The organism is Rhodoferax sp. GW821-FHT02C08 (assembly GCF_059421805.1).
The window spans coordinates 76,878-93,054 of record NZ_JBWKVR010000009.1 but is presented as its reverse complement, the minus strand read 5'-3'; the positions used below and the strand labels follow the sequence as shown (position 1 = coordinate 93,054).

The 16,177-nt window shown below is 44.8% G+C and carries 13 protein-coding genes; all 13 read left to right on the top strand.

The annotated features are described in order from the left end of the window. The 13 genes from AC07VY_RS13135 to AC07VY_RS13075 are packed head-to-tail and all read left to right on the top strand — an operon-like array spanning position 1 to position 16,159. Positions 1–924 (top strand): XrtA-associated tyrosine autokinase, encoded by a 924-nt coding sequence (locus AC07VY_RS13135; RefSeq protein ID WP_495097999.1) that lies wholly within the window; start codon positions 1–3, stop codon positions 922–924. Positions 925–960: 36 nt separating this feature from the next. Beyond that, positions 961–2,493 (top strand): TIGR03016 family PEP-CTERM system-associated outer membrane protein, encoded by a 1,533-nt coding sequence (locus tag AC07VY_RS13130; protein ID WP_495098000.1) that lies wholly within the window; start codon positions 961–963, stop codon positions 2,491–2,493. A gap of 3 nt (positions 2,494–2,496) precedes the next feature. Beyond that, a complete protein-coding gene (locus AC07VY_RS13125) occupies positions 2,497–3,579 on the top strand; it encodes an XrtA/PEP-CTERM system-associated ATPase (protein ID WP_495098001.1) in 1,083 nt (360 codons plus the stop codon). Continuing rightward, on the top strand, positions 3,579–4,730 hold the full coding sequence (gene wecB, locus AC07VY_RS13120; RefSeq protein ID WP_495098002.1) for a non-hydrolyzing UDP-N-acetylglucosamine 2-epimerase: 1,152 nt from the start codon (positions 3,579–3,581) through the stop codon (positions 4,728–4,730). Before AC07VY_RS13125 ends, wecB begins: the two co-directional genes overlap by 1 nt. An 8-nt stretch (positions 4,731–4,738) precedes the next feature. Further along, the gene (locus AC07VY_RS13115) at positions 4,739–5,578 is read left to right on the top strand and encodes an XrtA system polysaccharide deacetylase (protein ID WP_495098003.1); all 840 of its coding nucleotides are present in this window, start codon (positions 4,739–4,741) and stop codon (positions 5,576–5,578) included. A 13-nt stretch (positions 5,579–5,591) separates the two neighbouring features. Continuing rightward, positions 5,592–6,650 (top strand): FemAB family XrtA/PEP-CTERM system-associated protein, encoded by a 1,059-nt coding sequence (locus AC07VY_RS13110; protein WP_495098004.1) that lies wholly within the window; start codon positions 5,592–5,594, stop codon positions 6,648–6,650. Positions 6,651–6,675: 25 nt separating this feature from the next. After that, positions 6,676–7,887 carry a TIGR03087 family PEP-CTERM/XrtA system glycosyltransferase gene (locus AC07VY_RS13105; RefSeq protein ID WP_495098005.1) on the top strand — a complete coding sequence of 404 codons (1,212 nt, stop codon included), beginning with the start codon at positions 6,676–6,678 and terminating at the stop codon, positions 7,885–7,887. Further along, the gene (gene xrtA / locus AC07VY_RS13100) at positions 7,880–9,430 is read left to right on the top strand and encodes an exosortase A (RefSeq protein ID WP_495098006.1); all 1,551 of its coding nucleotides are present in this window, start codon (positions 7,880–7,882) and stop codon (positions 9,428–9,430) included. Before AC07VY_RS13105 ends, xrtA begins: the two co-directional genes overlap by 8 nt. A 34-nt stretch (positions 9,431–9,464) precedes the next feature. After that, the gene (locus AC07VY_RS13095; RefSeq protein WP_495075847.1) at positions 9,465–10,745 is read left to right on the top strand and encodes a nucleotide sugar dehydrogenase; all 1,281 of its coding nucleotides are present in this window, start codon (positions 9,465–9,467) and stop codon (positions 10,743–10,745) included. Next, positions 10,733–11,923, top strand: coding sequence for a TIGR03088 family PEP-CTERM/XrtA system glycosyltransferase (locus AC07VY_RS13090; RefSeq protein WP_495111299.1), 1,191 nt, complete (start codon positions 10,733–10,735; stop codon positions 11,921–11,923). The genes AC07VY_RS13095 and AC07VY_RS13090 overlap by 13 nt, the downstream gene beginning before the upstream one ends. A gap of 5 nt (positions 11,924–11,928) precedes the next feature. Further along, entirely contained in the window at positions 11,929–13,863 is a 1,935-nt protein-coding gene (locus AC07VY_RS13085; protein ID WP_495098008.1) for an XrtA/PEP-CTERM system amidotransferase, read from the top strand. Then, complete coding sequence (locus AC07VY_RS13080) at positions 13,860–15,077, top strand: TIGR04063 family PEP-CTERM/XrtA system glycosyltransferase (RefSeq protein WP_495075844.1); 1,218 nt, start codon at positions 13,860–13,862, stop codon at positions 15,075–15,077. The genes AC07VY_RS13085 and AC07VY_RS13080 overlap by 4 nt, the downstream gene beginning before the upstream one ends. Before the next feature lie 56 nt (positions 15,078–15,133). Further along, positions 15,134–16,159 (top strand): glycosyltransferase family 4 protein, encoded by a 1,026-nt coding sequence (locus AC07VY_RS13075; RefSeq protein WP_495098009.1) that lies wholly within the window; start codon positions 15,134–15,136, stop codon positions 16,157–16,159. Positions 16,160–16,177: the final 18 nt, after the last annotated feature.

The following is a 16,177-nucleotide window of genomic DNA, read 5'->3' as shown; positions in this document are numbered from 1 at the left end:
ATGAGCAGCTTGATTGAACAAGCAACACGGCGTTTGGAACAACTTCGGCGAGCTGGTGTTGCTGTACCTGAAGAAGTTATTGCAGATGTACAACTAACTAAAGAAAATACGAAAATAGGTTTGGCAACGGCTATCAATTTAGATGAAAAAGTAAACACTACAAATAAGAGCTTCTCGAGAAAAGTTGATTTGGATTTGGATGCACTAAATGCAGCGGGTATAGTTAGTCCAAATGCCCCTCGTTCACAGATCGCGGATCAATATCGAGTAATTAAGAGGCCATTAATAAGCAATGCGATGGGGAGGGGGGCATCAAAGATAGAAAATGGTAATCTTATTATGGTTACAAGTGCATTAGCTGGGGAGGGGAAAAGTTTTTCCGCAATTAATTTGGCGATGAGCATTGCAACCGAGCTAGACAATACTGTGATGTTGGTCGATGCGGACGTTGCTCGTCCTTCCGTTTTAAGAATGCTGGGTTTGCCAGCTAGTCCTGGTTTATTGGATTTATTGGTTGGCGAAGTTGAAGATCTATCAAGCGTTTTATTAAAAACAAATATTGATAAATTAACTCTGTTACCTAGTGGCACCCCCCATCTGCGTGCGACAGAGTTGTTAGCCAGTGATGCAATGAGTGCATTAATTACAAATATTGCCAATCGATATTCTGATCGAATTATTATATTTGACTCACCTCCATTGCTATTAACTACAGAGGCTCGTGTTTTGGCTACGCATATGGGTCAAATTGTTATAGTTGTTCATGCAGAAAAAACATTGCAGACAAGTGTTCAGCATGCACTTACATCAATTGAGTCTTGCCCCGTGAAAATGATGGTACTGAATCAAGCTCGAAATGGATCACAAGGTGGATATGCTGGATATGGTGGATATGGATACGGTTATGCGCAATCCGATACATGAACTTTAGTATAGATAAATTGTTTTGTTATTTTGAAAATGAAAAAAAATATCTATAAAAAATCATTGTATTTATGGATGGTGGTTTTATTTTCATCTCCAAATTATTCTCAAGAAAATTCATCAAATGTAGATGCTGGAAGTTCAGCAAGAGGTGCGTCTATTGTCCCCAGAATATCTATAACTGAATACTATACAGATAATTATTATCGTACAAATGAAAATAAACAATCTGGATGGACAGCAGACGTCAGTCCTGGTGTGCATCTGAGTAGTTCTACCGGAAGAGTAGTGGGCTCCCTAGATTATTCCTTGCATCAAATAATTCAATCTAATGATTCAAGTAAAAATGAACTACAAAATGCACTTGATGCAACAGGATCTGTTGAGATTGTGGATAAATGGGCGTTTGTTGACGCCAATGGGAAAATTTCACAAAGAACTATTTCTGCATTTGGAACACAATCAACCGTAGATAGTTTCTCTAACGCAAATAAAACTGAAGTTTCGTCATTTAGGGTTTCTCCATATATTAAGGGCCGATTAAATTATTTTGCTGATTATGAGGCAAGATACGAGGCATCAACTACTCGTGCAAAAGATGCACAATTCGCGAATACGAATGGACAATCCGCAAATTTTAAACTGAATGGTACCGGTTTAAATGGACGTCTTCATTGGAGTTCTCAATTATCGACGAGTAAAGTCGAACAAAGTTCAAATCAAACATCTAGATCTGACAGTATTAAAAATACTTTAGGATATTTAATTGACCCACAATTTAATTTAACAGCTTCTTTTGGGCGAGAGTACGGAAATTACTCTCCATCTGAGAATAGCTATAAAAATACCTCAGGTATTGGAGCAATCTGGACTCCTTCTGAGAGAACAACTGTTTCTGCAGATATTGAAAATGCTTATGCAGGTAAGATGCATAAGTTGAATTTTGAACATAGAACACCAAAAACAAGTTGGCGTGTTAGTGATGCCAAGAGCGTATCTTTTACAAATTCTATTACGTCTAATTCAATACAAGGAAATACGTATGACCTACTGTTTAGCCAGCTTGCATCAATAGAGCCCGACCCCATAAAACGTGCTGAAATGGTGAATAATTTGCTTTTAACAAATTATGGAGCCTCGTCCGGAAGTATTTTGAATGGATATTTAACTTCCGGAGCGTCGATACAAAGAACTCGAGACTTTTCGGTTTCGTTGCTAGGTGTAAGAGATATCTTAACATTTACCGCCATGCAAAGTGTTGGGCAAAAAATAAACCAATCATCAATTGGTTTTGATGGTGCTGATGCTATAACTCAACGCGCAATTACTTTCAGTCTGACGCACCGTCTTAATCCAGATACGTCGTTAAATACTCAGCTTACTAGCCAAAGGACTAGCAGTGATGGTTCTAATTTAACTTCAAACTTGAAATCTTTTAGTGTGGATGCCTCAACTAAACTGAATTTGAAAACTATAGCTACATTTGGGATTCGTCGAACTATTTATTCTGGTGGTATTTCTCCTTACAACGCTAATTCCATTAACGGTGGATTGTCAGTGCAGTTTTAATTTATGTATGAATCATTTTATGGTTTAAATATTAAGCCTTTTCAGCTTAATCCTGATCCGGCATTTTATTTTTCAAGTAAACAACATAATAGAGCCAAAGCATATTTGGAGTATGGTGTACTTAGAAATGAAGGTTTTATTGTTATTACCGGTGAGATCGGTGCTGGAAAAACCACAATTGTTCGTGGCTTGCTTGATAGCCTTGATGCTGACAAAGTAATTGCTGGAAGTTTAGTCAGTACACAATTAGATGCTGACGATACATTGCGCTTGGTAGCCGCAGCTTTTGGTGTGCGGGTTAAAGATGTATCGAAAGCGGATCTTTTATTGGCGTTGGAGGCATTTTTTGTAAGTCAAGCAACTCAAGGAAAACGGTGTTTACTGATTGTGGATGAGGCGCAAAATTTAACTCCCCGTGCTGTTGAAGAATTACGGATGCTATCGAATTTTCAATACGGTAAGCAAGCATTGCTGCAGAGCTTTTTAGTTGGGCAGCCTGAGTTTCGCGAGGTTCTCCAGCATCCGCAGATGCAGCAATTAAGGCAGAGAGTAATTGCTGCTTGTCATATTGGTCCTATGGATCTGGACGAAACACAAGGGTATATACAGCATAGATTGAAATGTGCCGGGAGTACCGGTCGTCCTGAATTTGAGAGTGCTGCGTTTGACGAAATTTTTAATATAAGTGGAGGAGTTCCTCGTCGAATAAATGCAGTGTGCGATCGATTATTATTATTGGGTTTTTTAGAAAACAAAGAAGTATTGACATCAGATGATGTGGCTACTGTTTCGCGAGAGATGAGAGAGGAGTCCGGATCTTCGTTCAATTCGTTGAGCGGAGAAAATTCAAATGGTTCATTAAATGAATTTGGAAATTCGGTACATACTTCGTATGATATTAAATCATCAGAAGTTCATAATTTACTAGATGGATTTTCCAAGAAAATAGATTATATAAGTAATGATCTGCATGCTGAGCGCTTAGAACAAAGTCTGCTAAGGTTGGAAAAGTCAAATAGTGAAATACTTTTCATGCTAAAACAATACTTTGATGCAGTAATAAATAATTCGAAAGATCTAAAATAATGGAAAAATTGCCTTCACAAAGACCCGTAATTTGTGTAGTTGGAGCAAGGCCCAATTTCATGAAAATGGCCCCGATATTGAGGGCATTTTCTTCTCATGTTCCCGTTATTCCAGTGTTACTTGTTCATACAGGACAGCATTACGACAAAGACATGAGTGATCGTTTGTTCGAGGATTTGCAGTTACCTAAACCGGATATTAATCTTGAAGTTGGCTCCGCAAGTCATGCAATTCAGACCTCCGAGGTTATGCGTCGATTTGAGCCTATTCTGGACGAAAATGATCCATCATGTGTTCTGGTTGTTGGAGATGTCAATTCGACGTTGGCCTGCACTTTGGTCGCTGTAAAGAAGCACGTTCCGGTTGCCCATGTAGAGGCTGGTTTGAGGAGCCACGATCGCTCAATGCCTGAGGAGATTAATCGTATCTTGACCGATCAGATAGCGGATAAGTTGTATACAACTGAACGCAACGCGGAAGGAAATTTACATTTAGAAGGCATACCCTCTGCTCGTATTTGTTTTGTTGGCAATGTAATGATTGATACTCTTAAGTTCAGTCAAAAAATTGCTCGAAGCGCATCTGATACTTTGAGTTCTTATGGCATTTCTCCCGATATTTTGAGCGGTAAAAATGGTTATGGCGTAGTTACACTGCACCGCCCGTCCAATGTTGACGAGAAGGAGACTTTATCTAAATTAGTTGATGATTTATCTTTGATCTCTAAAAAATTGCCCTTGATTTTTGCGTTGCATCCACGAACTCGTGGAAATCTTGAGAAATTTGATTTGCTGCGTGCAATTGATACCAACAAGATTGTTTTATTGCCACCGCAAGGTTACTTGGAAATGATTGGCCTAATGAGCAATGCTGCATTAGTGCTGACAGATTCCGGCGGTTTGCAGGAGGAAACCACCGCCCTGGGTGTTCCCTGCATAACCTTACGTGAAAATACTGAGCGCCCGATTACTATTGAACAGGGAACCAATACGCTGGTTGGCACTGATCACGATGCCATTATGAACTGTGTTAATCAGGTGCTTGCTGGCAATGGTAAAAAAGGGAGAATGCCTGAATTGTGGGATGGGCATGCCGCTGAGAGAATTGCTGCAGATTTATGGACTTGGATATCTTCATTTCCTCAAAATTGAATTGATCTATGGCTGAAAAAAAGATCTTTAATGCATTGACCATCGATGTGGAGGACTATTTTCAAGTTTCTGCTTTTGCTCCTTATATTTCACGTTCAAGTTGGGATAGTTTGGATTGTAGGGTGGAAAAGAATATCGACTCCATACTGACCTTACTTGATGCTCGCAATGTTAAGGCTACGTTCTTCACGTTGGGCTGGATTGCCGAACGTTATCCCAATATGGTTCGACTTATAGTCGATCAAGGTCATGAATTAGCTAGCCACGGATATGGCCATGAACGCGTTAGTGATTTAACTGCTTCGAAGTTCTTGTCTGATATTGTTTTGTCTAAAAATATTTTAGAAGATATCGGTGGTGTTGAAGTTCGTGGCTACAGAGCGCCCAGTTTTTCAATTGGGGAAGCGAATCTCTGGGCGTTTGATTCTCTGTTGGAAGCAGGCTACAAATATAGTTCTAGCATTTATCCGATTCAACACGATCATTATGGAATGCCGAATTCTCCACGTTTTCCTTATGAGTCAAGAAAAGGTTTATTGGAAATTCCAATTACAACATTAAGATTTTTGAATAAAAATTTTCCATCTAGCGGTGGCGGATATTTTAGATTGTTTCCATATGCACTATCTAACTGGATGTTGTGTCGAGTTAATTCAAGGGAGAAAATGCCGGCTATATTTTACTTTCACCCTTGGGAAATTGATGCCATGCAGCCTCGTATTCCTGGGGCTGACTGGAAGTCGAAATTTAGGCATTATGTAAATCTTGAAAAAACAGAGGGTAAATTGAAGCGATTATTGTCTGATTTCGATTGGAATCGAATGGATAAAATTTTTCTAAGCCTTTGAAAAAATAAATTAGATGATAGATATTTCTACGCCTTCGATAAGTATAAAAAAACTTGTTCGAGGCGATGTGTTTACTGAAAATGCGTGGGATGTTTTTGTCGAAAAATGTCAAAACGCAACTTTTTTCCATCGATCAGGATGGCAAAATATTATAAATGACGTTTTTCAGCATCAAACATATTACTTGTATGCGGAAATCGATGATTTGATTGTTGCGGTGCTTCCCCTTGCGCATGTAAATAGCTTTTTGTTTGGAAAATCTTTAACGAGCTTGCCTTTTGCCGTTTATGCCGGGGTGGCTTTTGAAAATGCTGATGCCGCTATTTTACTGGAGGATGAGGCATACAAGATTTCTCAAAAAATTGGTGTTGATTACGTAGAGTTTAAAAATATCTATCCTCGCCATTCTGATTGGCCATCTCAGGATATCTATGTTACTTTTCGAAAGAAAATATTGCCTGATGTCGAAGGTAATCTACTTGAAATTCCGCGTAAGCAACGGGCAATGGTTAGAAAGGGTATAAAGAATAATCTGACTAGTCAGCTTGATACTAAGTCAGACAGGTTTTTTAGTTTATATGCAGATAATGTTCATAGGCATGGTACACCACCTATGTCAAAAAAATATTTTGATGCTTTACTGAAACAGTTTGAAGGGACTTGTGAAATCTTAACGGTGGTAGATGACGCTGGCAATCCCGTTAGTAGTGTTTTTAGCTTTTATTTTCGAGATGAAGTTTTGCCTTATTATGCGGGTGATAATGAAAAGGCACGAGATCTCGCGGCAAATGATTTCAAGTATTGGGAGTTGTTGCGTAGATCTTGTTTGCGTGGAAATAAGATATTTGACTTTGGTCGAAGTAAGATAGGTACAGGTTCATTTTCCTTTAAAAGGAATTGGGGTTTTGAAGCTACGCCGTTGGCCTATGAGTATCGCTTGCTGAATCGAGACTCGGTTCCACAAAATAATCCATTGAATTCAAAATACAGGTTACTGATTGCTGCCTGGCGGAAGCTTCCTATCGGCGCTGCTAATTTTATCGGTCCATTTATTGTTAGAAATTTGGGCTGATGTCTTGAGTAACATACTTTACCTTGTGCATCGAATACCTTTTCCTCCCAATAAAGGAGATAAGGTTCGATCTTTTCATTTATTAAAATATCTGTCGCTTCGTCATAATATATATTTGGGAGCATTTATTGATGACCCACTTGATGTAGCATATATTCCGGATGTTAAGAAATTTTGTGTCGATTCATTATTTTTGGAAATAAATTCTTTTAAATCTAAATTTAAAAGTGTATTCGGAATTTTTCATGATTCGCCGTTAACGTTGAGTTATTATTTTAATACTTCTCTTCGGGAATGGGTTGGAGATCTTCTTTTAAAAAAGAAGATTGATAAGATAATCATTTTTTCTTCTGCGATGTCTCAATATGTGGATCATGTAAATGATATAGATATATTGGTGGATTTTGTGGATGTGGATTCTTTGAAATGGTCTGAATATGCATTGAAGCATATTTTCCCAATGTCTTGGGTTTATCGTCGCGAAGCTACCAAATTACTCCAGTATGAGCGATTTGTTGCTACTCGCTCAAGACAATCTTTTTTTGTGACCGATAATGAGTCCTCGCTTTTTAAAGATCTGGCTCCTGAGTGTATTGATAAAATTTCGACTATTAATAACGGGGTTGATTCGGAATATTTTTCTTCAGATTTTTCATGTTCATCTCCATTTGAGACGGGGAGTTTCAGGCCAGATTCTCGGTTCTTGGTCTTTACTGGTGCAATGGATTATTGGCCAAACATTGATGCGGTAGTTTGGTTTGTTAACGAAATTTTTCCTAAATTACAGCGTGTACGTAAAAATCTATACTTTTATATAGTTGGCAGAAACCCTAGTACCCAGGTTTTAGCATTGGCATCGGACTCTGTGGTAGTGACTGGTACGGTTGCGGACGTTAGGCCTTACTTGAAGTTTGCTTCGGTTGTAGTGGCACCTTTAAGAATCGCACGCGGTATTCAAAATAAAATTTTAGAAGCGATGGCTATGGGTTGTCCTGTTGTTGCGTCGACAATCTGTGTTAATAGTATGGCCGTTGAGTCAGAAACGGATCTACTTTCTGCGGAGAGTTCTGATGAGTTCTTTTATCAAATTAATAAATTATTGAACTCCGTGGATCTTTCTCATTCAGTGGGTGAGGCCGCTCGTTGCAAGGTTCAGGAAAAATATAGTTGGACGGCCCATTTATCCCTAATCGATCAGTATCTTGATGAGCCAACCTTTCATTTACTCCATGAATAGCATCAAGATGTACTCTTCGCAGATTTGGCGAAATGCATTAATTTCGTTGATGCTTCTTGTTTTTATTGACTTCATTGTTTTTAAAAATAGCTTTTCCGGAATGCTAGCTATATGGTCCCGTTCCGAAACATTTGCTCACGGCTTTGTTGTGCCACCAATTTCTTTGTGGTTAATTTGGCGGAAGCGTAAAGTCATTGCTGTTGAAGTTCCTCGGCCTAATTTTTGGTTTCTGATCCCATTATTTTTTGTTATTACTGCATGGGTTTTGGGTGATGTAGTTGCGGTGAATTCTGTGACTCAACTGATGGCGATGGCATCCATTGTGTTGCTTGTTCCTACATTGTTCGGCTACACGATATTTAGAATTATCTTATTTCCACTCTGTTTTTTATTTTTTGCTGTTCCATTGGGGGAGTTTCTTTTTCCTCAATTGATGGAATGGACGGCGGACTTTACTGTGATTGCGTTGCGATTTAGTGGTGTTCCCGTATATCGCGAGGGATTGCAATTTGTTATTCCCTCTGGGAATTGGTCAGTGGTGGAAGCATGCAGTGGAATTCGATATTTAATTGCATCGGTGACCGTTGGTGCATTATTCGCTTATTTAAACTATAAATCTATTTATCGAAGATTTATTTTTCTTTTGATATCCGTTGCTGTGCCTATTTTTGCGAATTGGATTCGTGCATATCTTATTGTTATTTTAGGGCATTTATCCGCGAATAAAATTGCTACTGGTGTGGATCATATTATTTATGGCTGGCTTTTTTTTGGATTTGTTATTGCAGTAATGTTTTGGGTAGGGGCACGATGGTCGGACGCATCTATTAAGTTTTATCCGCGTTCTGATGCAATTGCGACGAAATTGCAGCCGAATATTTATGCTGAATTCGTTGGTATTTCTGCTGCAGTTATTTTTCTGTTAACCTGCCCCCTCTTGCTGAAGGCTGCTATAGATAATGTTGCTCCATATAATTTAAAGGGTTTGGCTAGCTTTTCGGATGTTAAATTTAATTGGGTATCCAGGCAGGAAACTCACTCTAATTTTTTGCCGTCGTACAAAAATACTGCACTTAATTTTTCTAGAATTTTTGAAAAAAACGGTAAAACTGTTGATGCTTTTTTGGGATACTACGTCGGGCAAAGTTATGGCCACAAGATGATTTCTTCGAACAATGTACTGGTAACTAGTGCAGATCCGCATTGGTCAAAAGTTGCCTCGGGTGTACAGTCTCTTGAAATAGATTCGCAATCTATCCCAATACGTACCACAGTGCTTCGAGGCGTCGGTTTTCCGGAGGGGGAGGTGCGGCTTGCTGTGTGGCAATTTTATTGGATTAATGGTTTTGTTACGAATAATGATTACGTTGCGATAGTTTATAGTGCGTTTCAAAAAATTTTAGGACATGGGGATGGTTCGGCTGTAGTTATCTTGAGTACAAGAATTGTTGAAGGTGTCAATGCTGATGATGTGTTGAATGAATTTTTTTTGGATAATTATGGTGGGTTGGAGTCTATTCTTTACAAAATTAAAAATAATTGATGTATTTATTTAATATTGATAAATGGAGTGATTTATGAGTGTTGTTGCTGTAATTGGTTTGGGTTATGTCGGGCTCCCATTGGTCATTGAGTTCGGTAAGCATTTCCGAACGATTGGATTTGATATATCTTTGCCTAAAGTGGAGTCTTGCAATCGCGGTATAGATCCTTCTCGGGAACTGTCTGATGAGGAAATGCGAGCATCTCCTCATGCGGTATATACCGCCGATCCTAAAATGTTGGGTGAGGCTGATATTATTGTTGTTGCAGTGCCCACACCTGTTGATGACGCGCATATACCGGATTTCAAACCATTAATTGGTTCCAGTACTAGTGTTGGCCGAAACATGAAAAAAGGTGCGATCGTTGTATACGAATCGACTGTTTATCCCGGTGCAACAGAGGAGGTTTGCATTCCTGTGCTTGAGCGTGAATCGGGAATGAAGTGGAAGCAAGATTTTTTTGTGGGTTATTCACCTGAAAGAATTAACCCCGGTGACAAAGAGCATACGCTGACTAAGATTTTAAAAGTGGTATCTGGCGACGGACCCGAAACCCTTGAAAAAGTTGCTCGGCTGTACGAAACTATTATTGTGCCTGGTGTGCATCGTGCATCGTCTATTAAGGCTGCCGAGGCGGCGAAAGTTATTGAAAATACACAGAGAGATTTGAATATCGCACTGATGAATGAGTTGGCTATTATTTTTGACAAAATAGGCATCGATACTTCGGAGGTTTTGGCTGCCGCTGGTACCAAATGGAATTTTCTGAAATTTAGTCCCGGGTTGGTGGGGGGGCATTGTATTGGTGTGGATCCCTATTATTTAACCCATAAGGCCGCCATGCTGGGGTACCAGCCGGAGGTTATTTTGGCCGGTCGTCGCATCAATGACAGTATGGGGAAATTCATCGCTGAGCAAACAATCAAAAATATGATTGCTTCTGGTAGTTATATTAAGGGTGCTAAAGTTAATATTTTGGGTTTGACATTTAAGGAAAATTGTGGTGATTTGCGAAACTCTAAGGTGATCGATATTATTAGAGAGTTGCGCTCCTACGGTGTTGAAATATTTGTTACAGATCCTCAAGCCGATGTAGAGGAGGCTGTGCATGAATATGGTGTGCATTTGTCCAAGTGGGATGATTTGCCACGAGCTGATGCTATTGTTGCGGCAGTTGCACACAAAGAGTATGCAGCGCTTTCTGTCGAGGATTTTTCCAAAAAACTTGTTAAGGGAGGAGCCTTTATCGACGTTAAGGCGGCCTTTGACGGTGATGCTATACAGGCTGCCGGTTATAAGTTGTGGCGTCTATAGTTGATTCACGTCCAGTTGTGGTACACGTGATGTACCGTTTTGATACAGGTGGCCTAGAGAATGGCGTTGTTAATTTGATTAATAAAATGCCTGTATCAGTTTATCGCCATGTTATTTTGGCTTTAACGGACGTTACCGACTTTCGCCGCCGTATTGTGCGATCTGATGTGGAATTTATTGCCTTGCATAAAACACCAGGGCATGCGATTTGGTTGTATCCACGTTTATTCAAATTGTTTCGAGCCTTACGCCCGGCGATTGTTCACACTCGGAACTTGGCAGCCCTTGAAGTGGTGGTTCCGGCATTTTTTGCAGGCGTGCGTGTTCGTGTTCATGGTGAGCATGGTCGTGATCAAGAGGATTTGGCGGGCTTGAGTAAGAAACACCAATGGATTCGGCGAATTTACAGTCCATTCGTTTCTCACTACTTGGCACTTTCTCGTGATTTGGCTGCCTATCTAATAGATAGAGTCAAAATCTCTGGCTCACGTGTCACGCAGGTCTATAACGGCGTTGATTCTGGCAAGTTTCGTCCTTTTGAGACGAATTTGGATTCTTTACCTGTTGATTTTCCATTTCGGCAGCCACGTGAATGGATTGTGGGTACTGTCGGGCGTATGCAGGTGGTAAAGGATCAGCTTAATTTGGCCAGAGCGTTTGTTCGAACGATTGAAATCGCTCCAGAGTTGAGAGCATGTTTGCGGCTGGTTATGGTGGGGGACGGGCCGTTGCGCTCGCAGTGTCAAGATGTCTTGGATGCTGCCGGCTTATCCGATATTGCTTGGCTGCCTGGCGAGCGCCAGGACATTGCGGAGTTGATGCGCAGCCTGGATTGTTTTGTGTTGCCTTCGCTAGCCGAGGGTATTTCCAACACAATCTTGGAGGCGATGGCGAGCGGTTTGCCTGTGATTGCGACGGAGGTGGGCGGGAATGCTGACTTGGTCGTGCAAGGGGAAACCGGTTTGCTCGTGCCTTCTGGTGATTCAGAGGCGCTGGCGCGCGGTGTGGTGCAGCTTGCTACGGCACCTATGTTGGCCAAGAGTATGGGGCAAGCAGGGCGCCGGCTTGCCGAAGAAAAATTTAGCATGGCGGCCATGGTTGCGACCTACCAAGGCTTGTACGATCGCCTCCTGGGTGCGGCAAGGGCTGCTGTCCAAACACCTCTCAATACAAAATAAATACCATGTGCGGAATCGTTGGCATTTTTGATACCCGTGGCAGCCGAGATATCAACCGCGCGGTGCTTCACCGTATGAATGAATCGCAACACCATCGCGGACCGGTGGAGGGGGATCTTTATCTGGAACCCGGCTTGGGTCTTGGGCACAGGCGTCTGTCGATTATTGACTTGGCTACGGGTCAGCAGCCCCTCTTCAACGAAGATGGTTCTGTTGTGGTGGTCTTCAACGGCGAGATATACAACTATCAGCAGCTGATTCCCGAGCTTCAGGCCCTGGGCCATGTATTTCGTACGCGTAGCGATACCGAGGTGATTGTTCATGCCTGGGAGGCTTGGGGCAAAGATTGCGTCAAGCGCTTCCGCGGTATGTTTGCGTTTGCTTTGTGGGATCGTAACCAGCAGACATTTTTCATGGCGCGGGATCGTTTGGCGGTCAAGCCCCTGTATTACGCCCATTTGGATGACGGCACATTGCTGTTTGGCTCCGAGCTCAAGTCATTGTTGGCCCATGGCGGTCTCAAGCGCGATATGGATCCGCTGGCCGTAGAAGAGTATTTTGCTTTAGGCTATGTTGCCGAGCCGCGGACCATTTTCCGTCAGGCAAAAAAGCTTTCACCAGCGCATACGTTGACTTTGCGCAGAGGGCAAGCTTTGGCAGAACCCGAGCAGTACTGGGACGTGCGTTTTAGTCTGGATAGCAAGATCAGTGCGGAAGAGGCTTGTGCGGAGCTGGATGTCAGGCTGAAAGAGTCCGTGCGTTTGCGGATGATTGCCGAGGTTCCGCTGGGTGCATTCTTGTCGGGGGGCGTGGACTCTAGCGCCGTGGTAGCGGAGATGGCTGATTTGTCTGCCGAGCCAGTCAACACCTGCTCCATCGCTTTTGATGATCCAGCTTTCAATGAGTCAGCGTTTGCGCAAACCGTGGCAGACCGATACCGGACCAACCATCGTGTAGAGACGGTGAAGAGCGACGATTTCGATCTGATTGATACCTTGGCCAGTCTGTACGACGAACCATTTGCAGATAGCTCGGCTATTCCCACCTACCGCGTATGCGAGTTGGCGCGTAAGCATGTGACGGTGGCGTTGTCGGGGGACGGGGGGGACGAGACTTTTGGTGGTTACCGGCGTTACCGTTTGCACTTGATGGAGGAAAAGATGCGCGCCTCCATGCCGCAGGCGTTGCGTCAACCCTTGTTCAAAACATTAGGGCGCTTGTATCCCAAGGCGGATTGGGCGCCTCGCATCTTCAGGGCCAAAACTACGTTTGAAGGCCTTTCTCGCAGTTCGGTAGAGGCCTATTTCCATTCAGTCTCGATACTGCGTGACCCGATGCGTGAGCAACTGTTCAGTAAGTGCTTCAAGAGTGAGCTTGCGGGTTACAGCGCCCAAGAGGTGTTTGATCACCACGCCGCAAAGGCGAACACCGACGATCCTCTTGCCTTGATCCAGTATTTGGATTTGAAAACCTATTTGGTGGGTGACATCAACACCAAGGTGGATCGTGCAAGCATGGCCCATTCGCTGGAGGTGCGCGAACCCTTGATGGACCATGAACTGGTTGAGTGGATGGCAACTTTGCCCTCTTCTCTCAAGATCAAAGGGCAAGAGGGTAAGTACTTGCTTAAAAAGGCGATGGAGCCGCGTTTGTCGGACGATATTTTGTACCGTCCCAAGATGGGTTTCTCCGTGCCCTTGGCCCGTTGGTTCCGGGGGCCTTTGCGCCAGCGCGTTCGTGATGCGGTGCTGGGGCCTCGCTTGGCGGAGACTGGTTGGTTTAACCGGGAATATCTGGAGCATCTGGTCAATGCACATGATTCTGGAGCCCGTGATTACAGTGCCCCTTTGTGGACGCTGTTGATGTTTGAGGCTTTTTTGCGCAATGTGATGCAGAGTGATATTGCGCTGCCTGCGCAGGCTGAAGGCGTGGCAGTATGACGCGCGTATTGCATGTACTGGACCACTCCATCCCTCTGCACAGCGGCTATACCTTTCGAACTCTGTCCATTTTGCGGGAGCAGCGCAAATTAGGCTGGGAAACCTTCCATCTCACCACCCCGAAGCACACTGCCGAAAGTGGCTTGGAGGAGACGGTGGATGGCTGGCATTTTTATCGGACGCCCACACCGGAATCCAGTGTCATGCGTTTGCCTGGCTTGGGTGAGTTGGCATTGATGCGCCATGTAGAGCGCCGTTTGCAAGAGGTTGCCGAGCAGGTGCGGCCGGATATCTTGCATGCCCATTCTCCTGTTCTGAATGCCTTGCCGGCACTGCGGGTGGGTAAGCGCTTGGGGATTCCAGTGGTGTATGAGGTACGTGCCTTCTGGGAGGATGCTGCCGTGGACCACGGTACTACGGAAGAGGGCAGTTTGCGCTATCGCTTCACGCGCAGCTTGGAAACTCGGGCGCTCAAGCAGGCGAACCATGTCTTCACCATCTGCGAAGGACTGCGGTCTGACATTGTGGCGCGGGGCATTGCGGCTAACAAAGTAACCGTCATTCCGAATGCGGTCGATATCGACGCCTTTGACGTGGGCGGCGTTCCTGATGATGCCTTGAAGGCCAAGCTGGGTCTTGCGGGTTGCACCATCGTGGGTTTCATTGGCTCTTTCTACGCCTATGAGGGGCTGGATGTTTTGCTGTCGGCTTTGCCTGCAATTCTGGAGAAAATGCCCCAGGTTCGCGTGCTGCTGGTGGGTGGTGGTCCGCAGGATGCGGCCTTGAAAGCCCAGGCCCAGGCACTTGGTTTGCAAGACAAGATCGTATTTACCGGTCGCGTGCCGCACACTGAAGTACAGCGTTATTACGACCTTGTGGATGTGCTGGCCTATCCGCGCCATTCCATGCGCTTGACCGAGCTGGTAACGCCTCTCAAGCCTTTGGAGGCCATGGCGCAGGGGCGTTTGCTGGTCGCATCCGACGTTGGTGGGCATAAGGAGCTTATCCGCCATGGTGTCACGGGCGTTCTGTTCAAAGCCGGCAGCGTTGAATCATTGGCCGAAGCTATCGTCAAGTTGTTGCAAGAGCCCGAGCGTTGGGCGCAACTGCGTGCTGCTGGCCGCAAGTTTGTCGAAACTGAGCGCAACTGGACCAAGAGCATTGCGAATTATTCTGGCCCCTATGCTGCGCTAACAGATCGCGTGGCTGGATGAGCTTTGCTGGCATTCGTGTGGGGCTGGTGGGACCATTGCCGCCACCCGCAGGCGGCATGGCCAACCAAACCCGGCAATTGGCTGAATTGCTGCGTTCGGGCCAGGCCGAGGTCACGCTGGTCCAAACCAATGCCCCGTACCGCCCAGCGTGGGCAGCAGGCTTGCCTGGGGCCCGCGCGCTGTTTCGGTTGATCCCGTATGTTGGGACTTTGTGGCGTGCGGCGGGTCGTAGCGATGTGTTGCATATCATGGCAAATTCAGGTTGGTCCTGGCATTTGTTTGCGGCTCCCGCGATCTGGGTGGGGCGCCTGCGTGGTGTGCCGGTGGTGGTGAACTACCGGGGCGGTGAAGCAGCGGAGTTTCTGAAAAGCGCACAGTTCATGGTTCGCACCTCCATGGCCGCTACTGCGCTGCTGCTCGTACCCTCGGCTTTTCTGCAAGAAATATTTGCCCGCTTTCACATGCCATCTACGATCGTGCCCAACATCATTGATTTGGCACGCTTTCACTCGCGAGGCCCTCGCGTGGGCGCCTCGGCGCACCTGGTGGTAGCCCGAAATTTGGAAGCCTTGTATGACAACGCTACCGCGATACGCGCATTTCATAGCGTTCGCTCGCATTTGCCTGCAGCACGCCTGACTATTGCCGGGAGTGGGCCACAAGAAGCCGAACTGCGGCAACTCGTGACCGATTTGGGCCTGGATGATGCTGTGCATTTCACGGGGCGTTTAGACCGTGATGCCATGGCTGCCTTGTACCGCGAGGCCGATATCATGTTGAATCCCAGTCTTGCGGATAACATGCCGAACTCCCTATTGGAGGCGATGGCCAGTGGTGTGCCTGTGGTCAGTACGTGCGTGGGCGGTGTCCCTTATATGGTGGAGGACGGGGAAACGGCGCTGCTGGTACCCGCCGGAGATGCCGACGCAATGGCACAGGCCTGTTTGCGCTTGCTGCAAGAGGCACCCTTGTGGGAGCACCTGCATGTCGCTGGTCTGGCCAGGGTGCAGCGCTATACCTGGAGCCAGGTCGGCCCTCTGCTGGCGGCCCAGTACAAGAGTGCCATAGGCGCTTCCCGCTAATTTTTGTTGCCTGGCAAT

What these genes read in the sequence shown, in the direction of transcription:
- AC07VY_RS13135 (WP_495097999.1), top strand. Translation starts at nt 1, where the DNA reads ATGAGCAGCTTGATTGAACAAGCAACACGGCGTTTGGAACAACTTCGG.
- AC07VY_RS13130 (WP_495098000.1), top strand. Translation starts at nt 961, where the DNA reads ATGAAAAAAAATATCTATAAAAAATCATTGTATTTATGGATGGTGGTT.
- AC07VY_RS13125 (WP_495098001.1), top strand. Translation starts at nt 2,497, where the DNA reads ATGTATGAATCATTTTATGGTTTAAATATTAAGCCTTTTCAGCTTAAT.
- wecB (WP_495098002.1), top strand. Translation starts at nt 3,579, where the DNA reads ATGGAAAAATTGCCTTCACAAAGACCCGTAATTTGTGTAGTTGGAGCA.
- AC07VY_RS13115 (WP_495098003.1), top strand. Translation starts at nt 4,739, where the DNA reads ATGGCTGAAAAAAAGATCTTTAATGCATTGACCATCGATGTGGAGGAC.
- AC07VY_RS13110 (WP_495098004.1), top strand. Translation starts at nt 5,592, where the DNA reads ATGATAGATATTTCTACGCCTTCGATAAGTATAAAAAAACTTGTTCGA.
- xrtA (WP_495098006.1), top strand. Translation starts at nt 7,880, where the DNA reads ATGAATAGCATCAAGATGTACTCTTCGCAGATTTGGCGAAATGCATTA.
- AC07VY_RS13095 (WP_495075847.1), top strand. Translation starts at nt 9,465, where the DNA reads ATGAGTGTTGTTGCTGTAATTGGTTTGGGTTATGTCGGGCTCCCATTG.
- AC07VY_RS13085 (WP_495098008.1), top strand. Translation starts at nt 11,929, where the DNA reads ATGTGCGGAATCGTTGGCATTTTTGATACCCGTGGCAGCCGAGATATC.
- AC07VY_RS13080 (WP_495075844.1), top strand. Translation starts at nt 13,860, where the DNA reads ATGACGCGCGTATTGCATGTACTGGACCACTCCATCCCTCTGCACAGC.
- AC07VY_RS13075 (WP_495098009.1), top strand. Translation starts at nt 15,134, where the DNA reads ATGGCCAACCAAACCCGGCAATTGGCTGAATTGCTGCGTTCGGGCCAG.